Source organism: Bacteriovorax sp. As-1 (assembly GCF_058446905.1).
Map to the genome: position 1 here is coordinate 3086949 of NZ_CP184341.1, position 16960 is coordinate 3103908.

19 protein-coding genes are annotated in these 16960 nt (G+C 41.4%); 10 read left to right on the plus strand and 9 right to left on the minus strand.

What is annotated here, in order from left to right; translation table 11 throughout:
* Positions 1-32 precede the first annotated feature (32 nt).
* Genes ACN20O_RS15735 through ACN20O_RS15750 form a run of 4 tightly spaced genes read left to right on the plus strand, consistent with a single transcriptional unit; the run spans position 33 to position 2786 of the window.
* Positions 33-239, plus strand: a complete 207-nt coding sequence (locus ACN20O_RS15735; RefSeq protein WP_102243302.1) for a DUF4266 domain-containing protein — start codon at positions 33-35, stop codon at positions 237-239.
* A complete protein-coding gene (locus ACN20O_RS15740) occupies positions 226-1389 on the plus strand; it encodes a DUF3570 domain-containing protein (RefSeq protein ID WP_102243303.1) in 1164 nt (387 codons plus the stop codon). The genes ACN20O_RS15735 and ACN20O_RS15740 overlap by 14 nt, the downstream gene beginning before the upstream one ends.
* 9 nt (positions 1390-1398) lie before the next feature.
* Complete coding sequence (locus ACN20O_RS15745) at positions 1399-1827, plus strand: TlpA family protein disulfide reductase (RefSeq protein ID WP_491634948.1); 429 nt, start codon at positions 1399-1401, stop codon at positions 1825-1827.
* Positions 1824-2786 (plus strand): FAD:protein FMN transferase, encoded by a 963-nt coding sequence (locus ACN20O_RS15750; protein ID WP_491634950.1) that lies wholly within the window; start codon positions 1824-1826, stop codon positions 2784-2786. Before ACN20O_RS15745 ends, ACN20O_RS15750 begins: the two co-directional genes overlap by 4 nt.
* A 15-nt stretch (positions 2787-2801) precedes the next feature.
* On the opposite strand, the gene ACN20O_RS15755 is transcribed toward ACN20O_RS15750, so the two are convergent.
* The 4 genes from ACN20O_RS15755 to ACN20O_RS15770 form a co-directional block, all read right to left on the minus strand.
* The gene (locus ACN20O_RS15755) at positions 2802-3050 is read right to left on the minus strand and encodes a hypothetical protein (protein ID WP_491634952.1); all 249 of its coding nucleotides are present in this window, start codon (positions 3048-3050) and stop codon (positions 2802-2804) included.
* 13 nt (positions 3051-3063) lie between these two features.
* Positions 3064-3264, minus strand: coding sequence for a hypothetical protein (locus tag ACN20O_RS15760; protein WP_491634954.1), 201 nt, complete (start codon positions 3262-3264; stop codon positions 3064-3066).
* A gap of 68 nt (positions 3265-3332) precedes the next feature.
* Positions 3333-4427, minus strand: a complete 1095-nt coding sequence (locus ACN20O_RS15765; protein WP_491634956.1) for a SprT-like domain-containing protein — start codon at positions 4425-4427, stop codon at positions 3333-3335.
* A 27-nt stretch (positions 4428-4454) separates the two neighbouring features.
* On the minus strand, positions 4455-4697 hold the full coding sequence (locus tag ACN20O_RS15770; protein ID WP_491634958.1) for a hypothetical protein: 243 nt from the start codon (positions 4695-4697) through the stop codon (positions 4455-4457).
* Positions 4698-4768: 71 nt separating this feature from the next.
* On the opposite strand from ACN20O_RS15770, the gene ACN20O_RS15775 reads away from it, so the two are divergent.
* Positions 4769-5341, plus strand: a complete 573-nt coding sequence (locus tag ACN20O_RS15775; RefSeq protein ID WP_491634960.1) for an HAD family hydrolase — start codon at positions 4769-4771, stop codon at positions 5339-5341.
* 3 nt (positions 5342-5344) lie between these two features.
* Here the strand turns inward: ACN20O_RS15775 and ACN20O_RS15780 are convergent, their stop codons facing one another.
* From ACN20O_RS15780 to ACN20O_RS15800, 5 genes are all read right to left on the minus strand, one after another.
* Entirely contained in the window at positions 5345-6877 is a 1533-nt protein-coding gene (locus ACN20O_RS15780; protein WP_491634962.1) for an outer membrane protein assembly factor BamB family protein, read from the minus strand.
* Entirely contained in the window at positions 6852-9152 is a 2301-nt protein-coding gene (locus tag ACN20O_RS15785) for a PEP/pyruvate-binding domain-containing protein (protein ID WP_491634964.1), read from the minus strand. Before ACN20O_RS15785 ends, ACN20O_RS15780 begins: the two co-directional genes overlap by 26 nt.
* Before the next feature lie 190 nt (positions 9153-9342).
* The gene (locus tag ACN20O_RS15790; RefSeq protein ID WP_491639293.1) at positions 9343-10092 is read right to left on the minus strand and encodes a succinate dehydrogenase/fumarate reductase iron-sulfur subunit; all 750 of its coding nucleotides are present in this window, start codon (positions 10090-10092) and stop codon (positions 9343-9345) included.
* 122 nt (positions 10093-10214) lie between these two features.
* Complete coding sequence (locus ACN20O_RS15795; RefSeq protein WP_491634966.1) at positions 10215-12152, minus strand: fumarate reductase/succinate dehydrogenase flavoprotein subunit; 1938 nt, start codon at positions 12150-12152, stop codon at positions 10215-10217.
* A 1-nt stretch (position 12153) separates the two neighbouring features.
* On the minus strand, positions 12154-12828 hold the full coding sequence (locus ACN20O_RS15800) for a succinate dehydrogenase cytochrome b subunit (protein WP_491634968.1): 675 nt from the start codon (positions 12826-12828) through the stop codon (positions 12154-12156).
* Between the two features lie 199 nt (positions 12829-13027).
* On the opposite strand from ACN20O_RS15800, the gene ACN20O_RS15805 reads away from it, so the two are divergent.
* The 5 genes from ACN20O_RS15805 to ACN20O_RS15825 all read left to right on the plus strand — a co-directional run bounded on the left by ACN20O_RS15805 (position 13028) and on the right by ACN20O_RS15825 (position 16912).
* Positions 13028-13471, plus strand: coding sequence for an ATP-dependent zinc protease family protein (locus ACN20O_RS15805; RefSeq protein WP_491634970.1), 444 nt, complete (start codon positions 13028-13030; stop codon positions 13469-13471).
* On the plus strand, positions 13468-14370 hold the full coding sequence (gene rimK / locus ACN20O_RS15810; RefSeq protein WP_102243316.1) for a 30S ribosomal protein S6--L-glutamate ligase: 903 nt from the start codon (positions 13468-13470) through the stop codon (positions 14368-14370). The genes ACN20O_RS15805 and rimK overlap by 4 nt, the downstream gene beginning before the upstream one ends.
* Positions 14370-14603: a hypothetical protein gene (locus ACN20O_RS15815; RefSeq protein ID WP_491634972.1), complete on the plus strand. Its 234-nt coding sequence runs from the start codon at positions 14370-14372 to the stop codon at positions 14601-14603. The genes rimK and ACN20O_RS15815 overlap by 1 nt, the downstream gene beginning before the upstream one ends.
* A gap of 84 nt (positions 14604-14687) precedes the next feature.
* Entirely contained in the window at positions 14688-16232 is a 1545-nt protein-coding gene (locus tag ACN20O_RS15820; RefSeq protein ID WP_491634974.1) for an ATP-binding protein, read from the plus strand.
* The gene (locus ACN20O_RS15825) at positions 16229-16912 is read left to right on the plus strand and encodes a response regulator transcription factor (protein ID WP_491634976.1); all 684 of its coding nucleotides are present in this window, start codon (positions 16229-16231) and stop codon (positions 16910-16912) included. Before ACN20O_RS15820 ends, ACN20O_RS15825 begins: the two co-directional genes overlap by 4 nt.
* The last annotated feature ends 48 nt before the right edge of the window (positions 16913-16960 follow it).

The window sequence follows — 16960 nt, forward strand, 5'->3', positions numbered from 1 at the left end:
AATAGAATGGAAAAGAAAAAAGGGAGTTTTTCATGCGCGTGCTTATCATCTTGTCATTGCTGAGTGCTCTGACGTCTTGTGCGAACGTCGATCAGATAGATCGCGGTTTGCTTGCTAAAAGAATTATGCAACTTGATCCTCATCCAGAAGAGACAGTCTTTCAGGACGAAGTAAGGGCCTTTAGAGAAGGGGCCATCGGTGGAGGAAAAGCAGTAGGAGGTGGTTGTGGGTGCAACTAAGCTTCAGCGCTTCTTTTTATCGCTGCTTATTTTTATTGTAGGTCTTTCTAACGCTTTTGCTGAAATGATGGTGAAAGGAAAAACTAAAGTTAAAACACTCTTTAACTTCTACTCACAAAATAGCAAGACAGGAAAGCAGGTTTTGGATAACTCGGGAAATGAAGATGTTCGAGTGATTGAACCGCAAATTTTTGTCAAACACCAGATTACTGAAGACACTGAAATCAACGCCAGCTTCGTTCTCGATACATGGACTGCTGAATCCGACACTATTTTAGATGGAAATACAGGGGCCAGTGGTGAGGGGAAAAAAGGGCAGGCGCGCGTCGCTCCTAATATTGGAGTTCGCAGAGAATCAGGGAAGGCCACTTATGGAATGAATCTTGGATTCTCCAGCGAGTATGACTACACTTCAAAAAATATCTCATTGGATTACGCTCATTCATTTAAGAATGACAACTTCACTATCGGACTTGGGCTACAGTACTACGCCGATACTGTGGGCCTTTTCCAGGATATCACACCACCACAAAGTGCGGTGATGAACAAAAAACACGACCGCGATATTTATGCCATTAGTTTAGGAGGATCACAAATCCTAACGAGAAGTGACATTGTTGAATTTGATGCGACTTACGCTAATTCACAAGGGCGACTTGAGTCAACGGCAGGAACAGTCAATATCAATGGGACTCGTGAACTCGAAGCGCTTCCGGGAAGAAGAGAGAGAACGGCCTTTTCTGCTAAATGGGTGCATGCTGTTGGTGAAGAGATGTCCTTTCATGTGAGTTATCGCAATTACTTTGATGACTGGGGATCAAGGGCACACACTGCTCGCGCTGCTTATTTGTTTTCTTTGCGTGATGACCAGGACTTCTTAGAGTTTGCCATGAGGGTGCATTCTCAAACGGCCGTGGATTATTATAAAGATGGCTTCGGGACACAAGAGCGATTTATGACGAGTGATTCTGATATGAGTAAGTTTACTTCATTAGAGCCTTCAGTTATGTACTCGCATCTCCTGGGAGATTTAAAGGTGTTTGGAATGAACCTGGCCGACTCTGAATGGGCGACAGGAGCGACTTATGGAAAAAGAAACACTGGGCTTTCGTATGCTTATTTACAAACGTCATTGAGTGTTTCATTTTAAGGAGTCATAATGAAAGTGTTAATAGCAGCTCTATTGCTTTTTTCTCTAAATGCTCAAGCGGAAAAGATGAAGGATTTCACTCTTCCGATTCATCAAAAGAGCGAAAAATTTCATTTACAGGAAGAAGTGAAGAAGAAAAAAGTCCTGCTTAATTTTTGGGCCACTTGGTGCACATCGTGCATTCATGAGCTGCCAAAACTGGAGGCCTTAAAAGAAAAGTACGGCGACAGTGTAACTTTCGTCTCAGTGAATGCGGGAGAAAAAGACAACTTGATCGATCGATTTCAACGAAAGTATAAGTTCAGTTATACAATGTTAAAAGATGAAGACCGCTCATTTTCTAAAAGCCTGGGTGTGGATTCATTGCCGGTGACTATTGTGGTGGATAAAGACATGAATGTGATTTATCGCGATGTGGTTCCTCCGACGAGCCTATGAACCAGGTAACTTGCCAAAAAACTTACCAAGTGATGGGGGGAGAGTTTCAGTTTCTGTGCTTTCCCCAGTCATTTTTATCCCGTGAAGATGTTTATACGCTTTTTGATGAAGCTTACCTGGAAGTCAAAAGAATTGAAGAGAAGTTTACAGACTTCAAAGAAAGTTATTTCAGCCGTATTAACACTATGGCCGGAGTGGGGCCTGTTGACATAGATGAAGAGACTTTTGGGTTAATTAAAAAATCACATGAGGTCTCAGAAAATTCTAATGGTGTTTTTGATATCAGCTTTGCTTCAATCGGGCACTGGTGGAGAGCGCACAAGGACGAAGGGAAAGCCCTAAGCGAAGAGTTTATTAAAGAGCATTTGAAATATATTGATTACCGGCTCATTAAGCTAGATGAAAAAAAGAAAAGTGTCTTTCTTCCTTTTTCTCAAATGAGAATCGGCCTTGGTGGAATTGGTAAAGGTTATGCTGTTGATAGAGTCTATGACCTTTTTAAAAAACGCGGTTTGGTTAATTTTTATATCAATGGCTCTGGTGATATCCGAGTGGCCGCAGAACAGACAGCTCCTCGCTCGTGGAGAGTTGGTATTCGCAATCCTCTTTCTTCGGACCCAAAAAAAGCAGTGGGAGTGATTCAACTACATAATGGCGCTGTTGCCTCATCTGGTGGTTATGTTCACAATGTAGGTGGAGACCGATTTAACAATCACATTATTCATCCGCAAACCGGGATGTCGGCCCGGGAAATTATAGGTAGTACAGTGCTTGCTGATAATGCTATCACTGCGGATACCTCAGCGACTATTTTGATGAATCTTTCAAAAAAAGAAGGCATCGAGTACTTGAATAAACGCCAACTTTTTGGACTGGTTTTTTGCAAGGAAGGGAAGAGTTATCTTTCTGAGATTGCGCTTAAGCACTTTGGAATGGAAGTGAAAGGCCCTGCACTTTAAGCAGGGCCTGAAGTTTTAATTTAAAATAGACTCGGCAGCTTCTCTTTTGCTCGACTCAATTTCTTTTTTCGTTACACTCGCCAGTGTCGAGACACCAACCACCATACCAACGTCCGGTTCTGTCGTGGCATAAACTCCCAGGAAAATAGAAGCGCCAATATAGCTCATTCCCAAAGCTTCACCATGTTTTCTGATAAATTCTCCGGCCATCACTGAAGTCGAAAGAAAAGAAACAAGAAGGGTTGTCGCTAAAATCTTCTTCATAATGTCTCCGTTATTAGTAACAATCTTTTTTAGTAGCGCTGTATTGAGTAATGGCGGTAATTGTTGGAACGTCCTGGCACTCAGTGTCCGCCTGGTACATAACATACTTGTACGGATTAAGTGTTCTGTTATCGATATTAATGGCAGCAAAGGTGTCTTTGATTAAAGGACATTTTAATTCTTTAGAGCGACCTAAAATTTTCAAGTAGGCCATAGGTGCACATTTAGTGATTAGTTTTTCATCTGAAATGGCGTGGGCCGCACTGGCAGATAAAAGAAGAGTTAAGACAATAGTAGTGTTTTTCCCGATTTACCGGCCGAAATCCCCGGTTTAATCGAGAGGTTTCGACCCGACTCAATCCCTGCGGCATTGGCCCCTGAATGATGGGTGCCGGCGCTCATTGAAGAGTGCCCGATGCGTGAGTAAACAGTATGAAGTTTATGGGCCAGGTTTTTTTCGATGAGAGCGAGCTCAAAACTCTGCGCCGATTTTTTCTTCTGGTCTTCAATCTTTTCTACATAACCTTTAGAAACTCCACGCATGAAAGAGTTTTTAGCGGCAATACTTTTAAAAGTCGGGTTTTTCTTTTTCACATCTTTCCACATAGCTTCCAGTTCGTGGTCTAAGAAATGAGCGACGTACTCGGCCAACTCGACACTGGTCTTATCGCCGATAACTTCCAGGTAAAAAATCCCTCTGCCGTGGTTAAAAACGGGAGAGACGAAAAAGGTTTTTAGGATTTCATAGATTGCCACGTGTTTCGTTTGCTTGCGGGAAGCTTCCAATACGCGTTTTACATAAACCGTCTCATCTTCTTTACTCTGAGTGCGGGTCATATCCAGGTTGTGCTCTAAAAGAAGCTGATTGGCCTTTAAAGTGGCAAGCTCCCTTTCATGAGGGTTGTCACTGCTGGATAAAGCGAGAAGCTTTTTTAAGCGCTCCAAAAGCTTTTGGGTTTTTAAATCGCCTTCGATTTTATCATTTTCAATTTGAACGTTAGAGTAAGCACGCTCAACATCTTGATCCCAATTGAAGCTTCTGCAGATGGCCTTGAATTCTTCCCCGTGCATGACCTGAGGGCCATGAATGATATAGGCCCAAAAATGGGCAAGCTCATGGCGGATCACGTTTTTTAAAACGCGGTCGTGGGCCGTGTACATTAGTTTTTTAGAAAGCCCTAACTCATAGGTTCTCGAATCGAAATAACCTAAGCGTGAGTTGTCTTCAAAAACGACGATGTTAAGGGGATAGAGGATGCCTTTATGGAGGACGCGGCTGCGGTCCATTTTTAGTGACATTTCATTGTTTACAATATCGCGCACGTCTTCGCGGACGCGGGAGATGAAAGCTTTGATGGTATCAGAGTATAACAACATAACACCATCATCATTTAGCAGATGTGATTAATCAATACTCAAAACGGCACAAGTTTCTGGGTTTAGGAAAACCGTCATATTCGTTTTTTGTCCACCTTCGAGGCCAATAATTTCAACCATATGGTAGATCACTTTCGCTTCTTGAACAGGCTTAAATTTAGCTCTTAAAGAAAAGGCCGATCCTGGGTTTTCGTGCTGGTAAAGTTCCGCGGCCATTGAATTCATCGAGATGCTGTTATTTTTAAACGGCATCATAAAATTAAATCTCATATAAAAAGATGCTTTAAATCAGATTACTTTAAAAGTAGCGGTTCCATAATTTAAGTATGGAGGGTAGTAAAATGAAAAGGATTTCGAAATACGTTCTATTTATGAGTTTGTTTGCTTTTAAAACCTATGCCGGAGAGAAGAGACCTTGGGTGTATCTTGATTTAGGGGATACGATCGTTAACACCAGCGATATGAACCACATCAAGTATATGAAAGGAGCAAAAGAGTATATTGAAGATTTAAAACACGAAGGATTTAAAATAGGGATTATCTCTAATATCCCTGAAGAGTGGGGGCTTACCTACGAGCAAAAACTTATGCGTCTTAAAGAAGTGATCGCCAAAGGATGGGATGATGCTGGCCCTTTTGATTGGGGTGATTATGACCAGATTATTTTGCCATTAAAAAATGAAGAAATGAAACCTGCACCAACTTTGTTTTTGAAAGCGATCGGAAAGGCCGAAGGTTGCCCGTCACTCTATGTAGGAGAGAGCCCGAAAGAAATAACCGCCGCAAAAAATGCCGGAATGGCAGCAAAGCTTTATGAGGCCCAAAAAGATGACTCTCTGGTAGAGGCTAAAGATGTAAAAGAGTTTATAGCACAAAATTATAAACGCGATTACGATCACGAGTGTCTTGAGTAAAAGCTACTGCCCAGCAAGAGCACTCGCTTGCTCTTTGCCTGGGCTTAATTGAATCATTCTTAAATGACCGGCAATATCGATGTGGTATAATTTATCTCCCTTCACATTGATAGCAGCATAATGTTCTCCCCATGGAGTTTCATTTTTTGCCGGTGTCCATTTTGCAACAATGTTTCCACTGATGGGTGAAAAACCAATAATTCCATTGTCAGGTGATGGGTACCAAAGAATCCCTCTTTGAGAGTCATAGGCTAAACTAGAGAGTGCGTAGAGATCAGATTTTTTATTGATATCTTTAGCCGTTTGCCTACACCAAATTTTTTCTTTCGTGTCTATGTTAATTCCACAAACTTCACCAGACATTGTTGCGATAAAAACTAAGTTTTCTTTTTCGGTTGAAATGAACAATGGAAGTGAGGCAATGGGAGCATTAAAAGGAATGGAAAAGTGTGGCTCACCATTGTGTTTATTTAGGCAGTAGAGGAGGCCGACTGTTGAAGGAGTATAGATTTCTCCTAAGTTGTAGCAGACGTCATTTTTAGAGATTATTGGGTGCATCCAGTTTGATAGTGGTAATTCGCTCTTCCATATCAGTTTTGAAGTTTTGAGATCGCGGGCCACGGCATAGCTTCTATCTGCAAGTTTTGCTTTTTCAACACCTGTGCCGATGTAGACGATATTGTTTTCAATAGAAGGAGTGGCATCCAGGTGACCATCCGTAACGTGCCAGATTTCTTGCATCGTATTTGGATCAATAGCATATAGGCCGTCTGCACCGGCAGAGGCCAGCATAATGTCCTGGTGATCAACATTTGTAATAATTTGCTGGCCTTCAGTATGACCTTTTGTTGAAAAGGCCTTAAGGAATTTTCCAGTCTTTAAATCAAAAGAATAAACTCTGGCATGATGTGTGAGATGGTTTCCTTCTCCTGCATAGATTTTATAATTAAAGATCACTGGTCTGGTTGTTACACTTGTCCCAATATAAAATTTTCTTTTAACCTGAAGATCATCTTGAGAAATTTCATAAATGTGGCCGTCATCACTACCATAAAAAAGAGATTTACCTGACGAAGCAGCTGATCGAAATGATCCATTTGGAAGTTTGATTTCTTTTATTAAGGTCAAGTCAAAGTTTTGAGCAGGGGATAAACTTTCTGCATAGTCATGGACTCGCATTTTTTCATCAGAGTATGCTTCATTGCTTGAGATTGCATTTCTATCTGAATGCCACTTCACTGTGACTAAAAAACTTGGCATCGTTTTTAGATAGTCATACCCTTTATAAAGTCCCATCCCCAATATGTTCATGGCGATCATTGAGAATATGACTCTCTTTTTTAGCAGTACTTCTAAAAATTGTTTTGGCCCTTCTGTGTTTAATTTAATCCCGAAAAGACCGGCGATAAATCCTGCAAGTGAGCTTAGCCCTACAGTGAGGGCCGTCAATGGAATCAAAACTGTAGGGATAATAGCAGGTGTTATCCCTCTGGTTGCAGCTTCGTGATTATTAATTAGCCAGTGTAATACGTCCATTATTTCCATCTACCCATACTTTATCCCCATCTTTTAAAAAAAGATGGCATTGTTTAATTTCACTTACGGCCGGTAAATTCATCTCGCGTGCTACAATCGCACAATGAGAAAGAACTCCACCTTTATCTACAATAATTGCCTGAGATTTTAAAAATAGACCAGTCCATCCCGGGTCAGTTGATTCAGCAACCAGGATAGTTTTTTCTGGCCAGGTGTCAGTGTCTGTGTTGTCAGGATCTATAACAACTCTCACTTCACCGTAAGATAATCCAGGAGAAAGGGCCAGTCCATCCATCATCTTTTTTTTGTGATTGGTTTTTCCTTTTAAGATATCTTCGATATTTTCTAATTCAATAATTGTAGGCAGCGAAATCGATTTACAAAGTTCAGACTGGGCCTTTCTTTTATTGGCGAGAGATAAATTGAAATTCATTTCCTCTATTTCTTTGTAATTGTGCCAGAAAATAAGCTCACCAATTTGATTTCTTCTAGCAATTTCTAAAGTAATAAAGCGGATGTGGGAGTAGGGAGAGAGAAGGAGCATTTTCCATTGCTCTCTTAACTCCAGCATTTCTTTTAAGAGAAGCCATTCTTTTTTGATGATTTCTTTTTTATAAGTTTTCAAAGCATCAATTTCAGCTTCAACAGAAAAGTTTGTCGAACTTTCTTTTGTCTCTCTTTTTGGAGTGTTTTTAAAAAAGGCCTTTTCACCAAGTTCACTCCATCGTGGATAGGCAAGTTCAAGTTCTCCTGGGCCTCTATGGCCAAACTTCTTTAGGAAGAGCAATTGTTTGCTCTTGTCATCTAAGGCCTCTTTGTATTCATTGTTCATATCCATTGTAACGGTATGAAGACCTTGGGCCATCCATTTATTTAATAGCGAATCGATCTGACTATCACTATCAAGACCTTTTAGTAGGGTCCTCAGGTTTTGTGATGTAGTTTCTATTAATGTGACCAATAATAAGGGCCAGAGAAGGTGCGAGCTGTAAAAATCACTTACTTCTTTTTTGAAGGATTTAAGCAGTTCTTCATTTGTGTAATCTTTATAAAATGTTGCATCTTGAACCCTGAAACTCTTATCTTTTAAGAGCAGCATTTCTTTAGTGCATTCCTTAAGCCAAACATTTCTTTCAGTAGATAATCGCATTCCTACTTTGAGCATTCTCCACATTGTAAATGGCGTCAGTGCAAATGTCTTAAAAGTCATTTTTTTGAAATCAAAAGAGAGCTTTGGCCTATTGTGAGGAGTATTGTCCATCTTTAAACGATACGGGATAGGACCGAAGTAGAAAGGGGCAAGCATTGAAATATTTACGAATCCTTTGTTAAAAATTCTCTCCAAGAGAGAGTGATCAGCATTCGTTAAATCCTGTTCAATGCCTAAGTATCCTAGCTTTTTTAATGCGCTTGAGAACGCTTTGTCTTTAGAGAAGGCCTCTTTCCAAATGCTGAAAGTGAGCTCGCTTGGTGGACCACTCCATTCTGCAAATGTTCCACCATCCCAAATCGTCTCTTTTGAGTAACTTTTTTTTAGTCTGTTGATTTCATCTTCAATAAGTCTTTTTGTTTCTGATTTTCCTGATAGGGCAGTTATCGGCCTTGATTGCAGGACAAACAGCTGGCCTTTCTTATCAATGGCCCATTCCATATCAATCTCTACCTCAAAGAGGTCTCGAACCTTCATTCCTATTTCAATGAGTCCATTGATATTAAAAGGAGCCTCGGTTCCAGGTTTTTTTTCTTCAAAATGGAGAGGCGTTTTTTTTCCAGAAACTAAGTCTTCCCCAAGCCCCATAATGGCCTCAGCTATCCAGCCTTTTTCTCCTGTCCTTGGGTCGGTACTAAAAAAAACTCCTGAATAGTGCGGGTCAACCATGACTTGAAGGACAACATTCATGACTCCTTTTGAGTCACCTAAAAAATGCTCGCGATAGAGAGTGCTGGATTTTTTATTTATCGAAGAAAAACAATTTTTAATGGCCCTCTCAAGGTCACTGAATTTATCAATATTCAGATATGTCGAGTTTTGTCCGGCGAAACTCTGTTCACTAGAATCTTCCCCTACGGCCGAGCTTCTTACAGCAAGTTTTTCTTGATTGTTTTTGTTCCACCATTTTTGAATCTCTTCCATCTCTATAGGGGTAGGAGGTGAATCTAAAATAAGCCCATCAGGAACAGGGAAACCTGCATTTTTCATCAGTCCTAAGGTGAAGCCTTTTCCACCTAGGAATGAGTGTTTTTTAGTAATGTCGTTAAAAAAATAGATACTCATAATGCTATGACGATAGCTTGTGGTCAGTTAAATAAACATGATGAGTATTAGGTTTTAAAGAAAAAGGCCCCTTTGTAGGGGGCCTTTTCATTTGAAGTTAATCGGTTGGTAGCTCGAGCTCTTAAAAACCGCAGACGGCCTTTATTCCTTTCTGCGAAATCAAAACAGTCCGCAGGACTGTTTTGTCGAGCTACTTTCTAGCAGCGAAAATCCCTTGAACAACACCACGGTTCATACGTGCGATGTTATCAAGCTTAATTCCTTTTGGACACTGAGCTTCACACTCAGCTTCGTTTGTACAGTTTCCAAATCCTAGCTCGTCCATTTTCTCAACCATTGCTAGAGCGCGAGACTCAGCTTCAACCTGTCCTTGCGGAAGAAGTGCAAGTTGAGAAACTTTTGCAGCAACGAAAAGCATAGCTGAAGCGTTTTTACAGCTCGCTACGCAGGCACCACAACCGATACAGGCAGCAGCGTCCATCGCTAGTTCTGCTTCTTCGTGACCGATCAGGATTGAGTTCCCATCTGGAGCGTTACCAGTGTTTACGTTTACGTATCCACCTGCTGCCATGATTTGATCGAAAGCTGATCTATCAACCATAAGATCTTTAACAACCGGGAAGGCCTTAGCTCTCCATGGTTCAATAACTATTTCATCACCGTTTTTGAATTTTCTCATGTGTAGCTGACAAGTTGTTACGCCACCTTGTGGTCCGTGGGCCTGTCCGTTGATCATAAGAGAGCACATCCCACAGATACCTTCGCGGCAGTCGTGGTCGAATGCGATCTGGTCACCTTTTTCGCGAACCAGTTTGTTGTTAAGGATGTCTAGCATTTCCAAAAATGACATATCAGGAGAGACGCCATCCAGGTTATAGTCGACCATTTGTCCTTTATCTTTGCTATTTTTTTGTCTCCAGATTTTTAACTTCAGAGACATTGTTTCTGTGCTATTTCCACCCATATTAGGTCCTTGTTTGTGGAACTCTACTTAAAGAGTTCAATTCTTTTACATTTTCATGCGGAGTAAAAATGCTCCACTGGAGCATTTTTTCCACAAACTTACTTGTAAGATCTTTGTGTTAGTTTTACGTTCTCAAACTTCAGTTCTTCAATGTGACGAAGTGGCTCTACGCCGTCGCCTTGGTATTCCCAAGCAGCAACGTGACAGTAGTTCTCGTCATCGCGTTTTGCTTCACCTTCTTCAGTTTGAGACTCTTCTCTGAAGTGTCCACCACATGATTCAGGTCTCATTAGAGCATCAAGGGCCATAAGCTCCCCAAGCTCTAAGAAGTCAGCAACACGACCAGCTTTCTCAAGCTCAGTGTTAACGTCAACATTTGATCCAGTTACTTTTACATCTTTCCAGAATCTCTCGCGGATGCTTCTAATTTGATCAATGGCCTTCTTTAGACCTTGCTCATTTCTCGCCATACCAACGTGATCCCACATAATTTTTCCAAGCTCTTTGTGGAAATCATCAACCGTTTTTGTTCCGTTGATTGCCAGAAGTTTGTCGTATTTTGCTTTTGAGTTCTTTAGTGCTGTTTCAAATTCAGGATGAGACGTCTCAAGCTTTTCGAATTTGTTTGAAGCAAAGTAATCACCGATTGTGTACGGGATAACGAAGTATCCGTCAGCTAGACCTTGCATTAGAGCAGAAGCTCCAAGGCGGTTTGCTCCGTGGTCAGAGAAGTTTGCTTCTCCAAGAACGAATAGACCTTCGATGTTTGACATAAGGTTGTAGTCAACCCATAGACCACCCATTGTGTAGTGGATAGCAGGGTAGATCATCATCGGAGTTTTGTACGGGTCTTGATCTGTAATCTGTTGGTACATATCAAAAAGGTTTCCGTATTTCTCTCTGATTTTATCGATACCATCGCGCTTAATGGCAGAAGAGAAATCCAGGTAAACGGCCAGACCTGTGGCCCCGACACCAAAACCAGCGTCGCACATATTCTTCGCGTTTCTTGAAGCTACGTCACGAGGAACAAGGTTACCAAATGATGGATAAATTCTCTCTAGGTAGTAGTCTCTTTCTTCTTCTGGAATATCCTGTGGCTTTCTAGTGTCGCCTTTTTTCTTTGGAACCCAAACGCGTCCGTCGTTACGAAGAGACTCAGACATTAGAGTCAGTTTTGATTGGTGATCACCTGAAACCGGGATACAAGTAGGGTGAATTTGCGTGAAACATGGGTTTCCAAAATAAGCACCTTTTTTGTAAGCGCGGAATGCAGCTGAAGCGTTTGAAGCCTTTGCGTTTGTTGAAAGGTAGAACACGTTTCCGTATCCACCAGTCGCCAGGATGACAGCGTCGGCCATATGTTTTTCGAATTCACCTGTTACAAGGTTTCTTGTGATAATACCGCGAGCCTTACCGTTAACGATAACTAGCTCAACCATTTCACGGCGAGTAAGTGATTTTACTTTTCCGTTATTCACTTCTTTCATCATTGCAGAGTATGCACCTAAAAGAAGCTGTTGCCCTGTTTGTCCACGGGCATAGAAAGTTCTTGAGACTTGAGATCCACCGAAAGATCTGTTTGAAAGAGTTCCACCATATTCACGAGCGAATGGTACACCTTGAGCAACACACTGATCGATGATGTTGTTAGCAACCTCAGCAAGACGGTGAACGTTTGCTTCACGAGCGCGGTAGTCTCCACCTTTTACAGTGTCGTAGAATAGACGGTAAACAGAGTCCCCATCGTTTGGATAGTTTTTAGCAGCGTTGATACCACCTTGAGCGGCAATCGAGTGAGCGCGTCTTGGTGAATCCTGGATACAGAAAGTTGTGACATTATACCCTAGTTCGGCCAGAGAAGCGGCAGCAGATCCACCAGCGAGCCCTGTTCCAACGATGATAACAGAGTATTTTCTCTTGTTAGCAGGGTTGACGATTTTCATGTGGAATTTATGGTTTTTCCATTTTTCAGAAATAGCTCCTGCAGGAACTTTCCCGTCTAGTTTTTTAATTTTATCAGCTGGAGTTGTCATATTAGTGTGCTCCTTGGAAATAACAGTAAATTGAAAGCGCTGAGAATCCTACAGAAACAAGGATTCCAAAGGCCCAAGCTGCGCATTTTAGTTTTGGCATATACTTAGGGTGGTTTAACCCCAGTGACTGAAATGCTGACCAGAAACCGTGGCTGACGTGGATACCTAAGCTAGTCACACACACGATGTAGAAAAGAACGTGAAGAGGATTTTGGAAATACTCAATCGTCGTTCTGTACATGTCTCTCATCACTACACCATGAACTTCAGTTTCATAGTGAGAACCGAATTTCAGATTGATTAAGTGAAGGATTAAAAAGATCAGAGTGATGATACCAGTAAAAGGCATCGTGCTCGATGCAAACGTGGCCCCACGGCCTGAATGTTTTCTCGAGTGGTACTGGATAGGTCTTGCCGCTTTGTTTTCAAGAACAAGCTTAATGGCCATGACAGTGTGGACGATGAAAAGAAGACCAAGACCAGCTTCCGCTAAATAGATAAGCGGGTTGCTTGTTAACGTGTACGAGTACTTGTTAAAAGCGTCGCTTCCAACAACGAGAAGAACGTTGCCGAGTAAGTGAGATAAAACGAAACCGCAAAGAAGGAGACCCGTCACACCCATAATCTGTTTTTTAGTTACAGAGTTGAGGTACGAGCACGAACATTTAGAACTCATAGGTAAGTGCCCCTTGGAAAAAATCGTTATCAAAATAATGTGAGTTGTCCAAAAGGATTTTACTCCAGTGGAAACGAATGGTTAAGCAGAATATGGACTTTTTTAAATAGGTTAATTTTAGCCTTGTTTTACTCAAAAAAAGTCACTATTTTTTGATCAGATGCTGTGGCACTATTAGGTAAGTTTTATTTGAGGAAATATGAAAGAGACAGATATGCAATTTGTGGGATGGCGAGAAGTTGTTAGTCTTCCCAAATTTAAGTTAAAAGACTTGCGAGCGAAAATTGATACAGGTGCTAAGACGTCGGCCCTGCATGCAGACAGTATTGAATTCATCAACATTAACGGTAAGAAATACGTCAAATTTCTCTTTATTACTGAAGATGGCAAGCATCATTATATAAAGTCGCCTTTTATTGAAGAGCGCGCGATTAAAAGCTCTAACGGTGACAAGACCATTAGACCTGTCGTGAAGACTGAAATCAAAATGGGTAAAGAGCGTTTTGAAATCGAAGTGACGTTAATTAACCGCGACCTGATGGGTTTTAAAATGCTCATTGGACGTGAGGCCTTAAATGGCAGATTCCTGATTAATCCGGCCAAACACAATATGCTCAAATCTAAAAAGGAAAAGGCACAATGAAAATTGGTATTCTTTCAAGAAACTCGGGGCTCTATTCAACCAAGAGATTAGTCGAGGCCGCTAAAGCGCGCGGGCATGAAGTTGAGGTCATTGATACACTCAAGTGCTACATGGATATTACTTCCACAAAGCCCATGGTTCACTATCAAAGCCGAGCACTGGATGATTTTAATGCGATTATTCCCCGCATCGGCGCGTCAATCACCTTTTATGGTTGTGCTGTTATCCGTCAATTTGAAATGATGGGTGTTTTCTCATTAAATGAAAGTGTGGCCATCACGAGATCGAGAGACAAACTTCGCTCTCTACAACTTTTATCGAGAAAGGGATTAGGCCTTCCGGTCACTGGATTTGCACACTCGACAAAAATGACTCAGGAACTAATTAAGCTAGTTGGTGGCGCTCCTTTAGTAGTGAAACTTTTAGAAGGGACACAAGGAAAGGGAGTCGTTCTTGCGGAAACTGAATCAGCGGCCGAATCGGTTATTGATGCCTTTCGTGAAATGGATGCAAACATTTTAGTTCAAGAGTTTATTAGAGAAGCTAAAGGATCTGACATTCGTTGTTTCGTTGTCGGTGATGAAGTTGTGGCCTCGATGATGAGAACAGCAAAGCCAGGTGAGTTTAGAAGTAATCTTCACCGTGGAGGAACTGCTAAGATTATCGAGATCACGGAAGAAGAAAGAAAAGCGGCCCTTGATGCAACGAAGGCCCTGGGCCTTAACCTTGCCGGTGTGGATATGCTGAGGTCATCGCGCGGACCACTTATTATGGAAGTCAATTCATCTCCAGGATTAAATGGAATTGAGACGGCCACAGGTAAAGATGTTGCTGGAATGATCATTGAGTATCTTGAGCGCATGGATAAGAGCTCGACAGAGACGAAAGGGAACGGTTAGTGAATATTACGGAATTTCCCGCAGAGTATTTTATCAAATTAGATGGCCAGGAATTTCTTCTTGGCCGCTTGTCTATTAATAAGATGAATAGCAGTTTCTGGGTTGAAGTGGATATTGTTCAAAAAGAATCGAAGAAAATATTCGCTCACGTTGGCAACCTTTATAATGTCGCTGACCTGGACGAAGCGATTACATCCTCAGTTCAAATGCTTTCTAAATATGTGAGGCCTTGATTTCTTGGTATTAACTCGATTTATTGACTTTCGGCCTACATTCCCTTAACAAACGGGCCCCGGGCGATGTTATAATCATTCACAATGAGAATGTACGTCCTCCTTATATTTACGGCCATCTTTCTGTCTTTTCAGGCGGCCTATTACGCTATTAATTTACAAAAGAAGACAATTGCTGGCCCGGTAGAGATTCAAGAAATCCAGGGATTCAAAAAAGAGTTTGAGCTTACAAGAAGACCAGTGCTCGAAATTGACCTGAGTGCCATGTATCCCTCAAGAAGTTTTGCCCAGCTACTTCAACCCGTGAATGCTTTTTCTCGTGAAGCAAGCAACACTAAAACCTATTTTTCAAGACCGTGCCGATCAAGCAGCGATTTCATGAGTAAGCTCTACCAGAGTAAGAGTGAGACATGGGAGGATTTCCGCTGCAATAAGATTAGTGAACTTCCCGAACTGTTTTTTGAAACACCTCCGCTGATTCATGAAAGTGGGGTGAGTTACGCTTATCTGGCCTTTTTATCAGGGCGCGAGCCTTTTTATTCAAATGACTGGGTGAGATCAAATCTTAACTTGTTTCATGCTTATGAACTTGTCGAACTTCCCGTTAAAAGTTTAGAAGGGAATTTTAGAATTCTTTCAAATTTAAAAAAGCCAGACCTGGAACTCTTAGTGAAAGGTGAAAGTTATATTGTCGCTGACAATTACTTTTTAGTTCGAAACCGTCAGGATTTTAACGTTACCTATAAGATTTTTCCTCGTTCTGAGCTAGATAGTTATCTAAAAGAAAAAGTTTATTTCCTTCATACTTACGAAGAAGGAGAGGCCTGTTACTATAAAGAAGGGCGCTTTTGCTGGGAAAAAGATGACCGAACGTTGATTGCGGTACTAATGCAGTCATCGATTATTCTCTTTATCGGCTCGATCGTCGTTTTAGTTTTAATTGCCGTTATTCTTTATAAGAAAATTAAGCAGCAGAGTTTTGAAGAAGAAAGAAAGAAGCACGCTCTTCGAGTTTTAACTCATGAATTGAGAACTCCGATTGCCAACCTGATGCTTTTAGTAGAAAGCATTAATAAAGAAAGCGACACAATTCCGGCCAATGTTTTGGAAGACTTTTTAAAAGTTGAAGGAGAAGTTTACCGCTTAAAACGCCTGGCCGAAAAAAGCACGAGTTACCTTCAAACTCATGATGGTCAGTCTTTGGTGTTTATTAACCTATCAGTAGTGCCTTCTATAAATGAGTTAATGGAAAATATGCTGGCCGATTATGAAGAGAAGGGTGTCAAAGTTATTTTACCTTCATCTGACCGCTCATTTTCATTAGATGTATATTGGTTTGGTATTTGCGTGAAAAATCTCTTGGAAAATGCACTCTATCACGGGCAAAGTCCAGTTGTGGTAAGATTAGAGACAACGGAAGAAGCACTAACTCTATCAGTGACGGATTCGGGACATTGTCCCTATAAAAGTTTAGATGAACTTCTCTCTGCCGATCGAAGTAAAAAACCAAGCGCAGGTCTGGGGCTTGGAATGAGTATCGTGCAGAAAATTATGAAAGAGATGGATGGAAGGCTTTCATACAACCAGACACCAACGACGTTTTCGCTTTTTTTAAGGAATAAAAAATGAAGCAGGTTCTCATTATTGAAGATGACGAAAATTTAGGCAAGTCGCTAAAGAAAATCCTCGAAGACGAAGGACTTGTCGCTCATTTAGCGCCGACATTAAAAGAAGCGAGAGAACTTACGAGCGATTCGTTGGATGTGATCGTTTTAGATTGGATGCTTCCCGATGGACAGGGAATTGATTTTTTGCGCGAACTGCGCGCGAAAAATACGTCTGTGCCAGTTATTATGTTAACAGCGAGAACTGATTTGATTGATAAAGTCCTGGGCCTGGAAACAGGGGCCAGTGATTATATGACAAAGCCATTTGAGTCCCGCGAATTAGTGGCGCGAGTGCGCGTGCAGCTTCGTGAGAAACATGCACCTAGAGAAAAAGATGAGCGCATTGTGATGGGGAAACTCATCATCAATTCTTTAGATAAAGAAGTTCTTTTTGACGGCAAGCGCGTGACGATGACAAAAATGGAGTATGAACTGTTAAAACTTCTGGCCGAAAACCCACGCCAGACATTCTCCCGTGAAAACCTACTTGATAAAGTCTGGGGTTATGAAAATTACCCAACCACTCGAACTGTTGACACCCACGTTTTACAAATCAGACAAAAAACGTCTGATGACGTGATTGAGACGGTGCGAGGCCTTGGTTACCGCTTGGGAACCATCTCCAATGTCAATTCGAATTGACAATCAATTTACTAAGAACTGACGCAAGAATTTAGTCCTCTGCTACGA

Excerpts from the sequence above, each read along its gene's own strand:
- ACN20O_RS15735 (WP_102243302.1), top strand. The coding sequence starts at position 33 with ATGCGCGTGCTTATCATCTTGTCATTGCTGAGTGCTCTGACGTCTTGT.
- ACN20O_RS15745 (WP_491634948.1), top strand. The coding sequence starts at position 1,399 with ATGAAAGTGTTAATAGCAGCTCTATTGCTTTTTTCTCTAAATGCTCAA.
- ACN20O_RS15750 (WP_491634950.1), top strand. The coding sequence starts at position 1,824 with ATGAACCAGGTAACTTGCCAAAAAACTTACCAAGTGATGGGGGGAGAG.
- ACN20O_RS15755 (WP_491634952.1), bottom strand. The coding sequence starts at position 3,050 with ATGAAGAAGATTTTAGCGACAACCCTTCTTGTTTCTTTTCTTTCGACT.
- ACN20O_RS15760 (WP_491634954.1), bottom strand. The coding sequence starts at position 3,264 with ATGGCCTACTTGAAAATTTTAGGTCGCTCTAAAGAATTAAAATGTCCT.
- ACN20O_RS15765 (WP_491634956.1), bottom strand. The coding sequence starts at position 4,427 with ATGTTGTTATACTCTGATACCATCAAAGCTTTCATCTCCCGCGTCCGC.
- ACN20O_RS15770 (WP_491634958.1), bottom strand. The coding sequence starts at position 4,697 with ATGAGATTTAATTTTATGATGCCGTTTAAAAATAACAGCATCTCGATG.
- ACN20O_RS15775 (WP_491634960.1), top strand. The coding sequence starts at position 4,769 with ATGAAAAGGATTTCGAAATACGTTCTATTTATGAGTTTGTTTGCTTTT.
- ACN20O_RS15780 (WP_491634962.1), bottom strand. The coding sequence starts at position 6,877 with ATGGACGTATTACACTGGCTAATTAATAATCACGAAGCTGCAACCAGA.
- ACN20O_RS15785 (WP_491634964.1), bottom strand. The coding sequence starts at position 9,152 with ATGAGTATCTATTTTTTTAACGACATTACTAAAAAACACTCATTCCTA.
- ACN20O_RS15790 (WP_491639293.1), bottom strand. The coding sequence starts at position 10,092 with ATGTCTCTGAAGTTAAAAATCTGGAGACAAAAAAATAGCAAAGATAAA.
- ACN20O_RS15795 (WP_491634966.1), bottom strand. The coding sequence starts at position 12,152 with ATGACAACTCCAGCTGATAAAATTAAAAAACTAGACGGGAAAGTTCCT.
- ACN20O_RS15800 (WP_491634968.1), bottom strand. The coding sequence starts at position 12,828 with ATGAGTTCTAAATGTTCGTGCTCGTACCTCAACTCTGTAACTAAAAAA.
- ACN20O_RS15805 (WP_491634970.1), top strand. The coding sequence starts at position 13,028 with ATGAAAGAGACAGATATGCAATTTGTGGGATGGCGAGAAGTTGTTAGT.
- rimK (WP_102243316.1), top strand. The coding sequence starts at position 13,468 with ATGAAAATTGGTATTCTTTCAAGAAACTCGGGGCTCTATTCAACCAAG.
- ACN20O_RS15820 (WP_491634974.1), top strand. The coding sequence starts at position 14,688 with ATGAGAATGTACGTCCTCCTTATATTTACGGCCATCTTTCTGTCTTTT.
- ACN20O_RS15825 (WP_491634976.1), top strand. The coding sequence starts at position 16,229 with ATGAAGCAGGTTCTCATTATTGAAGATGACGAAAATTTAGGCAAGTCG.